Source organism: Mycobacterium sp. IS-3022, assembly GCF_001500065.1.
GTDB lineage: Bacteria > Actinomycetota > Actinomycetes > Mycobacteriales > Mycobacteriaceae > Mycobacterium.
Genome location: NZ_LQIN01000034.1, coordinates 85,136 through 101,444 on the forward strand (window position 1 = coordinate 85,136; position 16,309 = coordinate 101,444).

At 68.7% G+C, this 16,309-nt stretch carries 20 protein-coding genes; 18 read left to right on the forward strand and 2 right to left on the reverse strand.

Annotated elements, in window-relative coordinates:
• The first annotated feature begins 31 nt into the window (after positions 1–31).
• The 9 genes from AU188_RS17490 to AU188_RS17525 all read left to right on the forward strand — a co-directional run bounded on the left by AU188_RS17490 (position 32) and on the right by AU188_RS17525 (position 7,713).
• The gene (locus AU188_RS17490) at positions 32–1,054 is read left to right on the forward strand and encodes a Ppx/GppA family phosphatase (protein WP_059164939.1); all 1,023 of its coding nucleotides are present in this window, start codon (positions 32–34) and stop codon (positions 1,052–1,054) included.
• Between the two features lie 26 nt (positions 1,055–1,080).
• Complete coding sequence (locus AU188_RS17495) at positions 1,081–2,253, forward strand: Rv0497 family membrane protein (RefSeq protein ID WP_059164940.1); 1,173 nt, start codon at positions 1,081–1,083, stop codon at positions 2,251–2,253.
• 15 nt (positions 2,254–2,268) lie between these two features.
• Entirely contained in the window at positions 2,269–3,114 is an 846-nt protein-coding gene (locus tag AU188_RS17500) for a sugar phosphate isomerase/epimerase family protein (RefSeq protein WP_059164941.1), read from the forward strand.
• A 25-nt stretch (positions 3,115–3,139) separates the two neighbouring features.
• Positions 3,140–3,952: a thioesterase family protein gene (locus tag AU188_RS17505; protein WP_059164942.1), complete on the forward strand. Its 813-nt coding sequence runs from the start codon at positions 3,140–3,142 to the stop codon at positions 3,950–3,952.
• A 30-nt stretch (positions 3,953–3,982) separates the two neighbouring features.
• Positions 3,983–4,864, forward strand: a complete 882-nt coding sequence (proC, locus tag AU188_RS17510) for a pyrroline-5-carboxylate reductase (protein WP_156426736.1) — start codon at positions 3,983–3,985, stop codon at positions 4,862–4,864.
• Positions 4,865–4,991: 127 nt separating this feature from the next.
• Positions 4,992–5,252: a helix-turn-helix domain-containing protein gene (locus AU188_RS17515; protein ID WP_059099129.1), complete on the forward strand. Its 261-nt coding sequence runs from the start codon at positions 4,992–4,994 to the stop codon at positions 5,250–5,252.
• A gap of 122 nt (positions 5,253–5,374) precedes the next feature.
• Positions 5,375–5,476, forward strand: coding sequence for a 30S ribosomal protein bS22 (locus AU188_RS25050; protein WP_003402602.1), 102 nt, complete (start codon positions 5,375–5,377; stop codon positions 5,474–5,476).
• Between the two features lie 31 nt (positions 5,477–5,507).
• On the forward strand, positions 5,508–6,608 hold the full coding sequence (locus AU188_RS17520) for an SDR family oxidoreductase (RefSeq protein ID WP_059164944.1): 1,101 nt from the start codon (positions 5,508–5,510) through the stop codon (positions 6,606–6,608).
• Between the two features lie 37 nt (positions 6,609–6,645).
• The gene (locus tag AU188_RS17525; RefSeq protein WP_059164945.1) at positions 6,646–7,713 is read left to right on the forward strand and encodes a lysophospholipid acyltransferase family protein; all 1,068 of its coding nucleotides are present in this window, start codon (positions 6,646–6,648) and stop codon (positions 7,711–7,713) included.
• Between the two features lie 90 nt (positions 7,714–7,803).
• On the opposite strand, the gene AU188_RS17530 is transcribed toward AU188_RS17525, so the two are convergent.
• Positions 7,804–8,343 carry an FAS1-like dehydratase domain-containing protein gene (locus AU188_RS17530; protein WP_059164946.1) on the reverse strand — a complete coding sequence of 180 codons (540 nt, stop codon included), beginning with the start codon at positions 8,341–8,343 and terminating at the stop codon, positions 7,804–7,806.
• A 47-nt stretch (positions 8,344–8,390) separates the two neighbouring features.
• Entirely contained in the window at positions 8,391–9,308 is a 918-nt protein-coding gene (locus AU188_RS17535; protein WP_059164947.1) for an HAD family hydrolase, read from the reverse strand.
• A 38-nt stretch (positions 9,309–9,346) separates the two neighbouring features.
• Between AU188_RS17535 and AU188_RS17540 the strand changes: the two genes are divergently transcribed.
• The 9 genes from AU188_RS17540 to AU188_RS17580 all read left to right on the forward strand — a co-directional run bounded on the left by AU188_RS17540 (position 9,347) and on the right by AU188_RS17580 (position 16,215).
• Positions 9,347–9,601, forward strand: coding sequence for a glutaredoxin family protein (locus AU188_RS17540; protein ID WP_059164948.1), 255 nt, complete (start codon positions 9,347–9,349; stop codon positions 9,599–9,601).
• A 71-nt stretch (positions 9,602–9,672) separates the two neighbouring features.
• Entirely contained in the window at positions 9,673–11,016 is a 1,344-nt protein-coding gene (locus AU188_RS17545; protein WP_059164949.1) for a glutamyl-tRNA reductase, read from the forward strand.
• A 3-nt stretch (positions 11,017–11,019) separates the two neighbouring features.
• Positions 11,020–11,952 (forward strand): hydroxymethylbilane synthase, encoded by a 933-nt coding sequence (gene hemC / locus AU188_RS17550; RefSeq protein WP_059164950.1) that lies wholly within the window; start codon positions 11,020–11,022, stop codon positions 11,950–11,952.
• 54 nt (positions 11,953–12,006) lie between these two features.
• Positions 12,007–13,677 carry a bifunctional uroporphyrinogen-III C-methyltransferase/uroporphyrinogen-III synthase gene (locus AU188_RS17555; protein ID WP_059164951.1) on the forward strand — a complete coding sequence of 557 codons (1,671 nt, stop codon included), beginning with the start codon at positions 12,007–12,009 and terminating at the stop codon, positions 13,675–13,677.
• Positions 13,678–13,693: 16 nt separating this feature from the next.
• Positions 13,694–14,674, forward strand: a complete 981-nt coding sequence (gene hemB, locus AU188_RS17560) for a porphobilinogen synthase (protein ID WP_082686683.1) — start codon at positions 13,694–13,696, stop codon at positions 14,672–14,674.
• Positions 14,671–15,096, forward strand: a complete 426-nt coding sequence (locus tag AU188_RS17565) for a hypothetical protein (protein WP_059164953.1) — start codon at positions 14,671–14,673, stop codon at positions 15,094–15,096. The genes hemB and AU188_RS17565 overlap by 4 nt, the downstream gene beginning before the upstream one ends.
• 20 nt (positions 15,097–15,116) lie before the next feature.
• Positions 15,117–15,488: a hypothetical protein gene (locus tag AU188_RS17570; RefSeq protein WP_059164954.1), complete on the forward strand. Its 372-nt coding sequence runs from the start codon at positions 15,117–15,119 to the stop codon at positions 15,486–15,488.
• Entirely contained in the window at positions 15,485–15,967 is a 483-nt protein-coding gene (gene mce1N, locus AU188_RS17575) for a transport-regulating membrane protein Mce1N (protein WP_059164955.1), read from the forward strand. The genes AU188_RS17570 and mce1N overlap by 4 nt, the downstream gene beginning before the upstream one ends.
• A complete protein-coding gene (locus AU188_RS17580) occupies positions 15,964–16,215 on the forward strand; it encodes a hypothetical protein (protein WP_059164956.1) in 252 nt (83 codons plus the stop codon). The genes mce1N and AU188_RS17580 overlap by 4 nt, the downstream gene beginning before the upstream one ends.
• Positions 16,216–16,309: the final 94 nt, after the last annotated feature.

The following is a 16,309-nucleotide window of genomic DNA, read 5'->3' on the forward strand; positions in this document are numbered from 1 at the left end:
TAATCAACGGTAGACCGATTAAGTTGAAGGTGTGCGATTAGGCGTGCTCGACGTGGGCAGCAATACCGTTCACCTTCTGGTGGTGGACGCGCGACGGGGCGGGCACCCGACACCGATGAGTTCCACCAAGGCCTCGTTGCGGCTCGCCGAGGCCATCGACGGCTCCGGCAAGCTGACCCGTAAGGGTGCGGACAAACTGATCGGCACCATCGACGAGTTCGCCAAGATCGCCACCAGTTCCGGGTGTTCGGAGCTGATGGCGTTCGCCACCTCGGCGGTGCGTGACGCCAAGAACTCCGAGGAGTTGCTCGCGCGGGTGCTCGCCGAGACGGGGGTCTCGCTGCGCGTACTCGCCGGGGTCGACGAGTCGAGGCTGACGTTCTTGGCCGTGCGGCGCTGGTACGGGTGGAGCGCCGGACGCATCATCAATATCGACATCGGCGGCGGGTCGCTGGAGCTGTCCAACGGTGTCGACGAGGAGCCGGAGGTGGCGCTGTCGCTCCCGCTCGGCGCGGGCCGGCTCACCCGCGAATGGCTGCCCGACGACCCACCGGGCCGTCGGCGGGTCGCGATGCTGCGCGACTGGCTGACCACCGAACTGGCCGACGCCGGGGCCGAGCTGCTCAAAGCCGGCGCCCCGGACCTGGCCGTTGCGACGTCGAAGACGTTCCGCTCGCTGGCCCGGTTGACCGGCGCCGCGCCGTCCGGGGCCGGTCCGCGGGTCAAACGGACGCTCACAGCCACCGGGTTAAGGCAGCTCATAGCATTCATCTCTAGGATGACCGCGGCCGACCGAGCGGAATTGGAAGGAGTGAGTGCCGAACGGGCGCCACAGATCGTGGCCGGAGCGTTGGTCGCCGAGGCGAGCATGAAGGCCCTGGCCGTCGAGAGCGTGGACATTTGCCCCTGGGCGTTGCGGGAAGGGCTGATTCTGCGGAGACTCGACAGCGAAGCCGACGGCAGCGGCTCCGTCGGTGCCGACGATCCGACGACGATCGGCGGCGCTGACAATCCGGCCTCAGTACAGACGTTTTTGCGCAATGCTGGACGATAGGTGACGAGGGCCGAAGGCAATACACCATGACAGGACCAGAAGACGACCACAGCAACACGCGACCCATCTCGGTTGCGGAGTTGCTGGCGCGCAACGGCACGATCGGTGCCCCGCCGATCGGCGGTCGGCGCCGGCGTCGCCGTGGGGACACCGACTCGATCTCCGTCGCCGAACTGACCGGCGAAATCCCGGTCGTCCGCGATCAGGACGACGCACCCGCGACCGGGCCGTCGGCCGCCGCGGTGGTCGATGCCCCGGCCGAGGCCGAATCCGAAACCGTCGAACCCGAACGCCTCGAACCCGTACCCGAAGCGGCCGAACCCGCTGCCACGAACGGCGCCCCTGACCACGTCGAGGAAGTATCGCCCGCCGCCGAGGACACCGGAGTCGAACCCGAGGCCTCCGCAGACGAGCAGGACGAGTACGCCGACGCCGTCGCCGACTACCAGACCCATGTCGAGCATCGCGACTCCGACGAAGACCTGGACTTCTTCGCCCCGCCGCGCCGCTCGCACTTCACCCGGCGCCGGTTCGGTTTCGGCGGGCGCAGTGGGGTGGGAGAGGACACCGGCGGGCGCAGCGGGGTGGGAGAGGACACCGGCGGGCGCAGCGGGGTGGGAGAGGACACCGGCGGGCGAAGCGCGGTGGGCGAGGACACCGACACCGGCGTGGGGGCCGAGCAGATGAGCCCGGACCCGTTCGACTGGTCCGATCCCAAGGCCGACGAGGAGGACGCCGCCGACGCTGCCGTCGATCTCGTCGAACCAGACGACGACGACCGCGAGGACCTGCCGTCATACCTGCGGTCCCCCGACAAGGACAGTGAGCTGTTCGGCGGTCCGGACGTCGCCGACGACGAGGTCCGGCGCGGCCGCGGCCTGGGCCCGGAGGACATCGATCTCGAGGACGACGCCGATGTGGCGCCATCGGGACCGATGTCGGCGTTCCTGCGCGGAGCCTGGGTCGTCGCCCAGTGTGTGATTGCGGTCGCTTTCGGTGCCGGCCTGTTCATCGCGTTCGATCAGCTGTGGAAGTGGAACAGCATCATCGCGCTGGTGCTCGGAGTGTTGGTGATCCTCGGCCTGGTGGTCGGGGTGCGGGTGGTGCGTAAGACCGAGGACATCGGCAGCACGCTGATCGCCGTCGCGGTCGGGGCGATGGTCACGTTCGGGCCGCTGGCACTGATGCAGGCGGGCTGAGGCGCCCAATAACTCGTGCGCCCAGCCATCAAGGTCGGTCTGTCGACGGCGTCGGTCTACCCGCTGAGAACCGAGGCGGCCTTTGAGTACGCGGCCCGCCTGGGCTACGACGGCGTCGAGCTGATGGTGTGGGCCGAGACCGTCAGCCAGGACGTGGAAGCCGTCGCGCGGTTGTCCGAGAAATACCACATGCCGGTGCTTTCGGTGCATGCACCGTGCCTGCTCATCTCGCAGCGCGTGTGGGGCGCCAACCCGATCCCGAAGCTCGAGCGCAGTGTGCGCGCGGCCGAGCAGCTGGGCGCCCAGACCGTCGTCGTGCATCCGCCGTTCCGGTGGCAGCGCCGCTACGCCGAAGGCTTCTCTGAGCAGGTCGCCGAGCTCGAGGCGGCCAGCGACGTGATGGTCGCCGTCGAGAACATGTTCCCGTTTCGGGCCGACCGGTTCTTCGGCGCAGGTCAGACCTCGATCGAGCGGATGCGCAAACGTGGCGGCAGGCCGGGGCCCGGCATCTCGGCGTTCGCGCCGTCCTACGACCCGCTCGACGGCAACCACGCGCACTACACGCTGGACCTGTCGCACACCGCGACCGCGGGCTCCGATGCGATCGAGATGGCCCGTCGGATGGGAGACGGGCTGGTGCACCTGCACCTGTGCGACGGCAGCGGCGCCTCGACCGACGAACATCTGGTGCCGGGCCGGGGCACGCAGCCGACGGTGGAGGTCTGCGAGATGCTGGCCGCGAGCGATTTCACCGGGCATGTGATCCTTGAGGTGACCACGTCGGGCGCCCGCACCGCCGCCGAACGCGAGGCGTTGCTGGTCGAGTCGTTGCAGTTCGCCCGCGCGCACCTGCTGCGCTGACCTCACCTTGCGAAGGAACCACCAGATGACCGGCTCCACCCTGTTCACCGACGCCATGGCGCTCACCGACGCCGGTGACGGCGTGTATCACGGTGAGCTGAACGAACATTGGACAATCGGGCCGAAGGTGCACGGCGGCGCGATGTTGGCGCTGTGCGCAAACGCGGCGCGAACAGAGCACGGCGGCGGGGACGTGCAGCCGATCGCGGTGTCCGGAAACTTCCTGTGGGCACCGGACCCCGGCCCGATGCAGGTGGTCACCACGGTGCGCAAGCGCGGACGTCGCATCAGCCTGATCGACGTCGAACTCAATCAGGGTGAGCGTACGGCCGTGCGGGCCGCGATCACGCTCGGCGACCCGGAGCATCACGTGGCGCCACTGCTGTCGGTCAACCCCGTGATCCCGCTGATGCAACCCGAGCCGCCGCCCGGTCTCGAGCCGATCGGCGAGGGACATCCGATGGCCGATATCGTGCACCTCGCGCACGGCTGCGACATCCGGCCCTCGCTGACCACCATGGCGCCGCGGTCCGACGGTGGACCGCCGGTCATCGAGTACTGGGTGCGCCCGAAAGGCGTTGCGCCCGATGTGTTGTTCGCGCTGCTGTGCGGCGATGTGTCGGCGCCGGTGACGTTGGGCGTGAACCGGTTCGGCTGGGCGCCGACCGTCCAGTTGACTGCGTATCTGCGTACCCTGCCCGCCGACGGGTGGCTGCGGGTGCTCTGCACGACGGTGGAGATCGGCCAGGACTGGTTCGACGAGGATCACATCGTCGTCGACTGTGAGGGCCGCATCGTGGTGCAGAGCCGCCAACTCGCGATGGTGCCGAGCGCGTAGCCGTACCGGCTTTCTGCAATGCTTTCCGGCATGGCCAGAATCGCGATCGTCGGCGGGGGAAGTATCGGTGAGGCACTCCTGTCCGGGCTGCTGCGCGCCGGGCGACAGGTCAAGGACCTGGTGGTGGCCGAGAAGGACCCGGCCCGGGCAAAACACCTCGCCGAGACGTATTCGGTGTTGGTGACGACGGTGTCCAACGCCGTGGACAACGCCGGCTACGTCGTCGTGGCCGTCAAGCCCGCCGACGTGGAGGAGCTCGTCGGGGAGATCGTCGATGCGGCCACCCAAGCCGAAAGCGACGCGGCCGAACAGGTTTTCGTGACGGTCGCCGCCGGTGTCACCACCGCCTACTACGAGAACAAGCTGCCGGCCGGGGCGCCGGTGATCCGTGTCATGCCCAACGCCCCGATCGTCGTCGGCGGGGGAGTCAGCGCGCTGTCCGCCGGCCGGTTCGCCACCGCGGAGCAGATGAAAGAGGTCTCCGCGATCTTCGACGCGGTCGGCGGCGTGCTGACCGTGCCCGAATCCCAACTCGACGCGGTCACCGCGCTCTCGGGTTCCGGGCCGGCCTACTTCTACCTGATGGTCGAGGCGCTCATCGACGCGGGCGTCGCCGCCGGGCTGTCGCGCACGGTGGCCACGGATCTGGTGGCGCAGACGATGGCGGGGTCGGCCGCGATGCTGCTGGACCGGCTCGACCGGGCCGCATCGGCCGGGGGAGCGGCCGGCTCGTCGTCGGGAATCACGATGGACACCACGCCCGCCCAGCTGCGCGCGACCGTTACCTCGCCGGGGGGGACCACAGCGGCTGGTCTGCGGGAACTCGAACGGAGTGGTTTGCGGGCGGCCGTCGCCGAAGCGGTCGAGGCCGCGAAAAGGCGCTCTGAGCAGCTCGGAATTACATCGGAGTAATTCGTTTAATTACCCACACCCGTCGCAGTAACACCATCTGCCACGCTATTCTCCTGGTGTAAGCACGGGTCGGTGCCAGCGGTGGGGAAGCCGCTGGGACTGCCCGTGCCTGAATGATTGGGTTGCGATGACGTCTATGAACGGGCCATCCGGGCGGGATTCGGCCAGTGGAAAGTCGGCTCGGGACGCCGGATCCGACGGTCAACAGCCACGAGCTCAATTTCTCACCGTCGCCGAAGTGGCGAGCCTGATGCGGGTCAGCAAAATGACGGTCTACCGGTTGGTGCACAACGGGGAGCTGCCCGCCGTCCGCGTCGGCCGGTCGTTCCGGGTGCACGCCAAGGCTGTTCACGACATGCTGGAGAGCTCGTACTTCGACGCAGGCTGATCTTCTTCACGCAAGCCCGCACCGGCGATCAGGCGAGTTTCGCGGTTACCTGCGCAGCCCGGTAAAGTGGCCGGGTCAATCAACAATGCTTGTTCGGCAAGTAGTCACAGGTAGCGGAGTTCATGGGTTCAGTCATCAAGAAGCGGCGCAAGCGCATGTCGAAGAAGAAGCACCGCAAGCTGCTTCGTCGCACCCGGGTCCAGCGCAGAAAACTCGGCAAGTAATCTCCGCGCGCGGTCGTTAGGCTGACCGGTCATGGATTCCGAGGGTCGTTCCACTGGGCACGCCAACGGGTCTGACTCGCGCGACGCCGTGCACTATCCCAAAGTCGTCCTGGTCACCGGGGCGTGCCGGTTCCTCGGCGGATACCTGACGGCCCGGCTGGCGCAGAACCCGTTGATCAACCATGTGATCGCCGTCGACGCGATCGCGCCGAGCAAGGACCTGCTGCGCCGGATGGGCCGCGCAGAGTTCGTCCGCGCCGACATCCGGAACCCGTTCATCGCGAAGGTCATTCGCAACGGCGACGTCGACACCGTGGTGCACGCCGCCGCGGCGTCCTACGCGCCCCGCTCCGGTGGGCGCGCGGCGCTGAAGGAGCTCAACGTGATGGGCGCGATCCAGTTGTTCGCGGCCTGCCAGAAGGCACCGTCGGTGCAACGCGTCGTACTCAAGTCCACTTCGGAGGTGTACGGCTCGAGCTCACGCGACCCGGTGCTGTTCACCGAGGACAGCAGCGCTCGACGTCCCCCGGGCGAAGGATTCGCCCGCGACAGCATCGACATCGAGGGTTACGCGCGCGGGCTGGGGCGGCGCCGGCCGGACATCGCGGTCACCATCCTGCGGCTGGCCAACATGATCGGTCCCGCGATGGACACCGCGTTGTCGCGCTACCTCGCCGGTCCGGTGGTGCCGACCGTCGTCGGGCACGACGCCCGGTTACAGCTGCTGCACGAGCAGGACGCGCTCGGGGCGCTCGAGCGCGCGACGATGGCGGGCAAGTCGGGCACCTACAACATCGGGGCGTCCGGCATCATCATGATGAGCCAGGCGATCCGGCGGGCCGGCCGAATCCCGCTTCCCGTGCCTCGATCGGCGCTGTGGGCAGTGGATTCGCTGAGGCGCGCGACTCGCTACACTGAACTCGATCGCGAGCAATTGGACTACCTGAGTTACGGCCGTGTTATGGACACATCGCGAATGCGAAACGAACTCGGCTACAACCCAAAGTGGACCACCGTGGAAGCCTTCGACGATTACGTCCGAGGCCGCGGATTGACTCCGATCGTCGACCCTCGGTGGGTACGCTCAATGGAGAGTCGCGCCGTCGCTGCGGCGCAGCGGTGGGGGCGCTAGGCTCATCAACTGATCGGGTGGGGAGAAGGTAACGACAGTGGCGGGCGAGTCCAAGGCGAAAGTCATTCCGCTGCACGCGAATTCGGGCCGTGCAGCGGCGCAGCGGCGCAACGCCGCGCGCACGCAGGGCTCTCGCCGACATCCCTCGCAGACCTCGGATCCGCTCGGTCGCGCCTCCGCTGAGGACATCGCCGCCGTCGTCCGTGAGATCGACGACCGCAGGGCTGGCGCCGCCGGCGTCCCGACCGTCGACGAGACGCCCACCGAACTCGCCAAGCGAATAGGGGCGGTCGCCGAATTCGTCCGCAAGCGGATGATGGGCGATTACGTCGTCGACGAATTCGGATTCGACGCCCACCTCAACAACGCAATCTTTTTGCCTTTGCTGAGAGTGTTCTTCAAGTCGTGGTTCCGCGTCGAGGTCAGCGGTGTCGAGCATCTGCCCGAGACGGGTGCCGCGCTGGTGGTTGCCAACCACGCCGGGGTGCTGCCGTTCGACGGGTTGATGGCGTCGGTGGCGGTGCACGACCACCACCCGGCACACCGCGACCTGCGCCTGCTTGCCGCCGACATGGTTTTCGACCTGCCGATGGTCGGTCAGGCCGCGCGTAAGGCCGGCCACACCATGGCCTGCACCGCCGATGCGCACCGCCTGCTGGCCGCCGGTGAGCTGACCGCGGTTTTCCCGGAGGGCTACAAGGGCCTGGGCAAGCACTTCAAGGACCGCTACAAGCTGCAGCGCTTCGGTCGCGGCGGCTTCGTCTCGGCCGCGCTGCGCACCAAGGCGCCCATCGTGCCGTGCTCGATCGTCGGCTCCGAGGAGATCTATCCGATGATCGGCGACGTCAAGCTGCTGGCCCGGCTGCTGGGGCTGCCGTACTTCCCGATCACGCCGTTCTTCCCGCTCGCAGGCCCGGCAGGGATGGTCCCGCTGCCGTCGAAGTGGCACATCCAGTTCGGCGAGCCGATCGAGACGGCCGATTACGACGAGTCGGCCGCCGAGGACCCGATGATCACGTTCGAGCTCACCGACCAGGTGCGCGAGACCATCCAGCAGACGCTGTACCAACTGCTCGCGCAGCGCCGCAACACGTTCCTCGGCTGAGTCTCCGGCTGAGCGTTCCTCCGCGAGCAGGCGCAAACTGCCCCCGAACGGGCCTCTTAAGGGGCACTTCGCGACTGCTCGCGCTAGAGGCTAGCTACCCGAACTAGTTTGCTTGGCAATCATTTTCGCGATCGCCTCATCGCGGGCGGCGGCGATGCGCTCGCTCACCTCGTCGGCCTCGGTGTCGGATTGCGCCTCGCCCATCACGGTGACGACGCTCGTCAGGACCGGGTTGCCGTCGGCGTCGGTGACCTCGCCGCGGACCTCGGTGACGACGGCCCCGTGTGATTCGGTCACCGAGTCGAGGTAGGAATCGAAGAACAGTTTGTCGCCGGCCACGATCGGGCGGTGGAAGGTGATCTTCTGGTCACGGTGCAGCACCCGCTCCATGTTGATCGGCACGTCGAACTGGTTGAAGATCTCGAGCTGGACGCGGCGACCGGCGACCGCGAGGAACGTCAACGGCGCTATCAACGAGTCGTAACCGCATTCCTTGGCGGCCTCTTCGCTGAAGTGGGCCGGGTGCTCGTCCTTGACCGCGCGCGCGAACTCCCGGATCTTTTCCCGGTCGACCTCGAAGTAATCGGGGTAGCGGTAATGAGTGCCGATGATGTTCTCTGCGATGGCCATACACGGTCTCTTCTGGTCGGAGTCAGCGGCGCGAGCCTATCAGCGGTTCAGCGGCCGTCCTGGCGACGGGAGACGACGGCGGCCAACGCCCCACCCGCCGCGCCCAGTGCCAGCGCCGACGGCACGCCGATGCGCGCGGCCTTGCGGGCGGTGCGGAAGTCGCGAATCTCCCAGCCCCGCTCCCGGGCGAGGTCGCGCAGGTCCGCGTCGGGATTGATCGCCACCGCGGTGCCGACCAGCGACAGCATCGGCACGTCGTTGAAGCTGTCCGAGTAGGCAGTGCAGCGACGCAGGTTGAGCCCTTCGCGGATGGCCAGTGACCGCACCGCATGGGCTTTGCCCGTCCCGTGCAGGATGTCGCCGACCAGGCGCCCGGTGAACACCCCGTCGACGGACTCCGCGACGGTGCCCAACGCCCCGGTCAGGCCCAGCCGCTTGGCGATCGTCGCGGCAAGTTCGTACGGCGTCGCCGTGACCAGCCACACCTGTTGGCCGGCATCGAGATGCATCTGCGCCAGCGAGCGGGTGCCAGGCCAGATCTTGTCGGCGATGATCTCGTCGTAGATCTCCTCGCCGACGGCCATCAGCTCGGCCGTCGACCGGCCTTCGATGAAAGCCAGCGCCTTACGACGGCCGGCGGCCACGTCGTCGCTGTTCTCCCGTCCGGTCAGCTGGAACTTGGCCTGTGCGTAGAGGAACTTCGCGACGTCGCCGTAGGTGAAGTACTTGCGAGCGGCCAGCCCGCGGGCGAAGTGGATCAGCGACGAGCCCTGCACCAGCGTGTTGTCGACGTCGAAGAACGCTGCCGCGGTCAGGTCGGGCGGCGGTGGCGACGGGGTGGTGGGCTCCTCGAGAACCAGACCGGTGACGGCCTGCTCGGCGCTCGCCTCACCGGCACGCTGCTGATCGGCGGCAGAGGCTGGTCCCGCCAACTGCTCGCCTTCGACGCGACCGGACTCAGACACGTTTCAACCCTAAGTCACGGTGGCGGGATACTTGTCGAGTGGACCGGCAGGTGGAGTTGCTGACGCGCGACGGCTGCACGATCTGCCGACGGGTCGCCGACCAGCTCACCGTGCTGGCGGATGAACTGGGTTTCACGCTGGTCATCACCGATGTCGACGCCGCAGCCGCGGCGGGCGAACCCGCGCGACGGGCGGAGTTCGGCGATCGTTTGCCGGTGGTGCTGCTCGACGGCGCCGAGCACAGTTACTGGGAGGTCGATGAGCCTCGGCTGCGTGCCGACCTGGCGAAGTGACTGCGGCCTCCGGCAGGAATTTGGTCACCTAACTGTTCACCGACTACCGTGGATGACGTGGTGATTAAGCCGTGAGCGTGCTGCTTTTCGGGGTTTCGCACCGCAGCGCGCCGGTGTCGGTGCTCGAACAACTCAGCACCGATGAATCCGATCAGGCAAAGATCGTCGACAAGGTGCTGCAGTCCTCCCTCGTCACCGAGGCGATGGTGCTGTCCACCTGCAACCGGGTCGAGGTCTACGCCGTCGTCGAGGCGTTCCACGGCGGTTTGTCGGTCATCGGCCAGGTGCTCTCCGAGCACTCCGGTATGGGCCTGGGCGACCTCACCAAATACGCCTACGTGCGCTACGCCGAAGCCGCCGTCGAGCACCTGTTCGCCGTCGCCTCCGGGCTGGACTCCGCCGTCATCGGAGAACAGCAGGTGCTCGGCCAGGTGCGCCGCGCCTATGCGGCCGCCGAGGCCAACCACACCGTGGGCCGCACGCTGCACGAGCTGTCGCAGCGGGCGTTGTCGGTCGGCAAGCGGGTGCACACGGAGACCGGGATCGACGCCGCCGGCGCCTCGGTGGTGTCCGTGGCGCTCGGCATGGCCGAAAGCAAGCTCGGTTCGCTCGCCGGCCGCACCGCGGTGGTGATCGGCGCGGGCGCGATGGGCTCGCTGGCCGCCAAGCATCTGACCCGCGCCGGCCTCGATCGCATCCACATCGTGAACCGCAGCCTGCCGCGGGCCAAGCGACTCGCGGCGAAGGTCCGCGAATTGGGCATCGAGGCCCATGCCTTCCCGTTCGACCATCTGCCGCCGCTGCTCACCGACGCCGACGTGGTCGTCAGCTGCACCGGCGCGGTGCGGCCCGTCGTCTCCCTGGCCGACGTGCACCGCGGCCTGGCGCACGGCCAAGAGCCCAAGCAGCTGGTGATCTGCGACCTCGGCATGCCCCGCGACGTCGATCCTGCGGTGGCGGGGCTGCCCGGCGTCTACGTGGTGGACATGGAGCGCATCCAGCGTGAGCCGTCGGCCCGCGCCGCCGCCTCCGACGCCGAAGCCGCGCGCGCGATCGTCGCCGCCGAGGTCGCCAATTATCTGGCCGGTCAGCGAATGGCCGAGGTCACCCCGACCGTCACCGCGTTGCGGCAGCGCGCCGCCGACGTGGTCGAGGCCGAACTGCTCAGGCTGGACAACCGGCTGCCCGGGCTGGACGCGGCTCACCGCGACGAGGTCGCCAAGACCGTGCGCCGGGTGGTCGACAAGCTGCTGCACGCCCCGACCGTGCGGGTCAAACAGCTGGCCAGCGCACCCGGCGGCGACAGCTACGCCGAGGCGCTGCGCGAGTTGTTCGAGCTCGACCAACAGGCCGTCGATGCCGTCGCTGGCCCCGAAATGCCATTGATACCAACTGATTTCGACAAGGCCGAGTAACGCTTGACTGTAATTCGGATAGGCACCCGGGGCAGCCTGCTGGCGACCACCCAGGCCGGTACGGTCCGGGATGCGCTGATTGCCAACGGGCACGCCGCAGAACTCGTCACCATCTCCACCGAGGGCGACCGCAACCAGGGCCCCATCGCCGACATCGGCGTGGGCGTGTTCACCGCCGCTCTGCGGGAGGCCATCGATGACGGCCGGGTGGACGCCGCCGTGCACTCCTTCAAGGATTTGCCGACCGCGGCCGACCCGCGTTTCGTCATCGCTGCAAGCCCCCCGCGCGAAGACCCGCGCGACGCGCTGGTCGCCCGTGACGGACTGGTGCTCGGAGAGTTGCCGGCCGGCTCGCTGATCGGCACGTCGAGCCCGCGGCGGGCCGCACAGCTTAGAGCACTGGGTCTCGGTTTGGAAATCCGCCCCCTAAGAGGCAACCTGGATACCAGGTTGAACAGGGTTAGCAACGGTGATCTCGACGGCATCGTAGTCGCACGGGCGGGACTGGCTCGCATCGGGCGGCTGGCCGATGTCACCGAGACTCTCGAGTCGGTGCAGATGTTGCCAGCGCCGGCTCAAGGTGCGCTCGCGGTCGAGTGCCGCGCGGACGACACCGAGCTCGCCGCGCTGCTGGCGGAGTTGGACGACGCCGACACGCGCGCCGCAGTCACCGCTGAACGGGCCCTGCTCGCCCGACTGGAGGCGGGTTGTTCCGCACCGGTGGGCGCGATCGCTGAGGTGGTCGAGTCCATCGATGAGGACGGCAACGTCTTCGAAGAGGTGTCGCTGCGCGGCTGCGTGGCGGCGCTGAACGGATCCGACGTGATCCGCGCGTCCGGCGTCGGCACTCCCGACCGGGCCCGGGAGCTGGGGCTCTCGGTGGCCGAGGAGTTGTTCGACCTGGGGGCGCGCGAGCTCATGGCGGACGCCGATTGAAGCAGTAGAGCTGCGATGAGCGTTGAGCGAAGAGCAGAGAGATGAGTGACTGAGATGACAGGCCAGACCAGCGGGCGGGGGCGCAAGCCGAAGCCGGGCCGCATCACGTTCGTCGGTTCGGGTCCCGGTGACCCCGGACTGCTGACGACGCGGGCCCGCACCGTGCTCGGCAACGCCGCCCTGGTGTTCACCGATCCCGACGTGCCGGAGGCGGTGCTGGCCCTGGTGGGTAGCGAGCTGCCGCCCCCGTCGGGTCCCGAACCCGCGGCGGCAGCGCCGGCCGACGGCGACGCCGGGGGCGATGAGGCGCCGACGATCCCAGGCGGACCCGACATCCGGTCGGCCGTCGGCGATCCGGCCGAGGTGGCCAAGACGCTGATCGCCGAGGCCCGCACGGGTGTCGACGTGGTGCGGCTGGTCGCCGGGGATCCACTGTCGGTGGACGCGGTGATCAGCGAGGTGTCGGCGCTGGCGAAGTCGCACCTGAACTTCGAGATCGTGCCGGGCCTGCCGGACACCACGGCGGTACCCACGTACGCGGGCCTGCCGCTGGGCTCGGCCCACACCGTGGCCGACGTTCGCGACCCGCACGTCGACTGGGCCGCGCTGGCCGCCGCACCGGGACCGCTGATCCTGCACGCCACGGCGACCCACCTGGCCGATGCGGCGCGCACGCTGATCGAGTACGGGCTCACCGCCACCACGCCCGTGGTGGTGACGGCCAGCGGCACAACATGCCAACAGCGTTCGGTCGAGACGACACTGGACGGGCTGCTCGACAAGGCGGTGCTGGACAAGCCGACGGGCATCGAGCCGGCCGGCCCCTTGGCCGGCCCCCTGGTCGTGACCATCGGCAAGACCGTGGCCAACCGCGCCAAGCTGAACTGGTGGGAAAGCCGTGCGCTGTACGGCTGGACCGTGCTGGTGCCGCGCACCAAGGACCAGGCCGGCGAGATGAGCGACAAGCTGGTGGGTCACGGAGCGCTCCCCATCGAGGTGCCCACCATCGCGGTAGAGCCGCCGCGCAGCCCGGCGCAGATGGAGCGCGCGGTCAAGGGTCTGGTCGACGGCCGGTTCCAGTGGGTGGTGTTCACCTCCACCAATGCGGTACGCGCGGTGTGGGAGAAGTTCAACGAGTTCGGTCTCGACGCGCGGGCCTTCTCCGGGGTGAAGATCGCCTGCGTCGGCCAGGCCACCGCCGACCGGGTGCGGGCGTTCGGCATCAACCCCGAACTGGTGCCGGCCGGCGAACAATCGTCGCTCGGCTTGCTCGATGAGTTCCCGCCGTACGACGACGTTTTCGATCCGGTGAACCGTGTGCTGCTGCCGCGCGCCGACATCGCCACCGAGACGCTGGCCGAGGGGCTGCGCGAACGTGGTTGGGAGATCGAGGATGTCACGGCCTACCGCACGGTGCGCGCCGCGCCGCCGCCCGCGCACACCCGCGAGATGATCAAGACCGGTGGCTTCGACGCGGTCTGCTTCACCTCGAGCTCGACGGTTCGCAACCTGGTCGGCATCGCGGGCAAGCCGCACGCGCGGACCATCGTCGCGTGCATCGGGCCCAAAACCGCCGAGACCGCAGCCGAATTCGGCCTTCGGGTGGATGTGCAGCCCGAAGTCGCGGCCGTCGGGCCGCTGGTGGAGGCGCTCGCCGAACACGCCGCCCGGTTGCGCGCCGAGGGCGCACTGCCGCCGCCGCGTAAGAAGAGCCGGCGTCGCTGACCGCGAGGAGCCGCTAGTGGGCTTTCCCAGGCATCGGCCGCGCAGGCTGCGCGCCACGCCGGCGATGCGGCGACTCGTCGCCGAAACCACTTTGGAGCCACGACAACTGGTGCTGCCGATGTTCGTCGCCGACGGCATCGATGAACCACGCGAAATCGGTTCCATGCCCGGTGTCGTGCAGCACACCCGTGACTCGCTGCGTCGCGCCGCCGCCGACGCCGTGGCCGCGGGCGTGGGCGGCCTGATGCTGTTCGGCGTGCCGCGCGACGAGGACAAGGACCCAACGGGGTCTGCGGGGGTGGCCGAGGACGGCGTTCTCAACGTCGCGCTGCGCGATCTCGCCAAGGACCTCGGCGACGACACGGTGCTGATGGCCGACACCTGCCTCGACGAGTTCACCGACCACGGCCACTGCGGGATTTTGGACGGGACGGGCAGGGTTGATAATGACCTGACCAACCGACGATACGTGGAACTCGCTGTGGCACAAGCCGATTCGGGTGCACACGTGGTCGGGCCGAGCGGCATGATGGACGGCCAGGTCGCAGCGATCCGGGACGGCCTGGACGCCGCGGGGCACACCGACACGGTGATCCTGGCCTACGCCGCGAAGTTCGCCTCCGGTTTCTACGGCCCGTTCCGGGAGGCGGTGGGGTCGAGCCTGCGCGGGGATCGCCGTACGTACCAACAGAATCCGGGCAACGCCCGGGAAGCACTGCACGAGGTCGAACTCGACATCGACGAGGGCGCCGACATCGTGATGGTCAAGCCCGCGATGGGATATCTCGACGTCGTGCGTGCGGCCGCGGACCTCTCGCCCGTGCCGGTGGCCGCCTACCAGGTGTCCGGCGAGTATTCGATGATCAGCGCCGCGGCCGCCAACGGTTGGATCGACCTGCAGACCGTCGCGCTGGAGACCCTCATGGGTATCCGGCGGGCGGGCGCCGACATCGTGTTGACGTACTGGGCGGCCGACGTCGCCGGTTGGTTGGCGTGAGCCCGGAACCGCCCGCCGCGCCCGGTGCCCGACCGGAGGACGTCGACACCGGCTTCTGGCTCTGGGTGGCGGCGCTTGCGCTGATGGTCGTCGGGCATGTCGTCGACCTACTGGTCACCGATCGCGCTCGCGAGCTGCCGGTCCCGGTGCTGGTGGTCTCGGTGACCTTCGTGGTGATCCTTGCGGCCGTCGTACTGACCTTCCAGATCCTGATGCGGCACGGCTACCGGTGGGCCCGCACCGTGCTGACCGGCGCCGGTCTGGCGGTGGTCGTCTATGTGGCGACCAGCCTGTTCAACTCTGACCGTCCGGCCGCCGCCGCGGTCGCCTACGCCGTCACCGCCATCCTCGGGTCGGTGCTGATCCTCGGGGGCGCATATCTCTTGCACCGCAAAGACGCCACAGATTACTTCACGCGGTGACGGGTTAGGCTGACCCGACCATGACCGCTCCCGCGCCGCGAACCCGCGTCGTCACCGCCGCCTTCTGGTGCTGGGTCGTCGCCTCGGTGATGTTGATGGTCGGCGGGTTGATCGCCGCCTCGGTGAACCTGCCGGCCCTGTTCCGCGGCGCGGGCATGCTCACGGTCGCCGCCGGCGCCGGTATGGCATTCCTTGCCGGCCGGATCCGCACCGGTGATGTCCGGTTCCGCAGGGCGGGTGTCGCGCTGTCGTTGACGATCGTCGTGTTCGTCGTGCTGCTCTCGGCGCGGGGCATCGTGCACATCGTGACCCTGATCGCGGTCCTGCCGCTGATCGCCGGGGCGATCCTCGTCACCCGGCCGGGTGCGGCGAAGCAAGAGGAACCGACGTGACCGACAACCAGGTCCGACCCCAAGTGCTGTTCTACGAGCAGGGAGCCAGCTGGTGGTGGGTGGCGGCAGGGCCCGCGGCGGCGATCGCCATGGGGTTGATCCAGGCGTCCGCCGGCTACGGCTTCCAGGTGCTGATGCCCGGCGTGTTCCTCGTGCTCGTCAGCGGCTTCCTCGGGATCCAGGTCAAGGCCGCGCGCATCCACACCTCGGTCGAGCTGACGCCGGAGACCCTGCGGCAGGGCACCGAACGCATCCGCACCGACGAGATCGTCCGCGTCTACCCCGAAGCGACCGGCAGCGAGACGCCGAAGTGGCAGGCGGCACGGGCGCTCGGCGAGCTCACCGGCGTTCCGCGTGGCCGCACCGGCATCGGGCTCAAGCTGACCAACGACCGCACCGCGCAGGCGTGGGCGCGCAAGCACCAGCGGCTGCGGGAGGCGCTGACTCAGCTGATCGAAGAGCGCATCCCACCGGCATGACCGTACGGGCAACGCTGGAGCTGATGCTGGCCCTCGCCGCGGCGGTCGGCAGCGTGCTGAGCTGGCTGGCGGCCACCACCACGGTCATGGTGGCGCCGGTGCTCGAAGGCGAACCCCCGACGACGTCGGTGGAGTACAGCGCGCCCCTGCTGGGGCTGGCGCTGGTGTTGGCGACGGTCGCGGGCGTGCTGGCGGTGCTCGCGGTGGCACGGTTCCGCCGCCGCCGCCCTCCTCCCGCCCGCGGGTGACCGCGTCTGCACGGCGACACGCCCGCTGCACCGCGTAGAAAGAGGCCGCTCGCGGTTGGTGAGAGGTCGCTCACATCCACTTGGTACAAAGTGC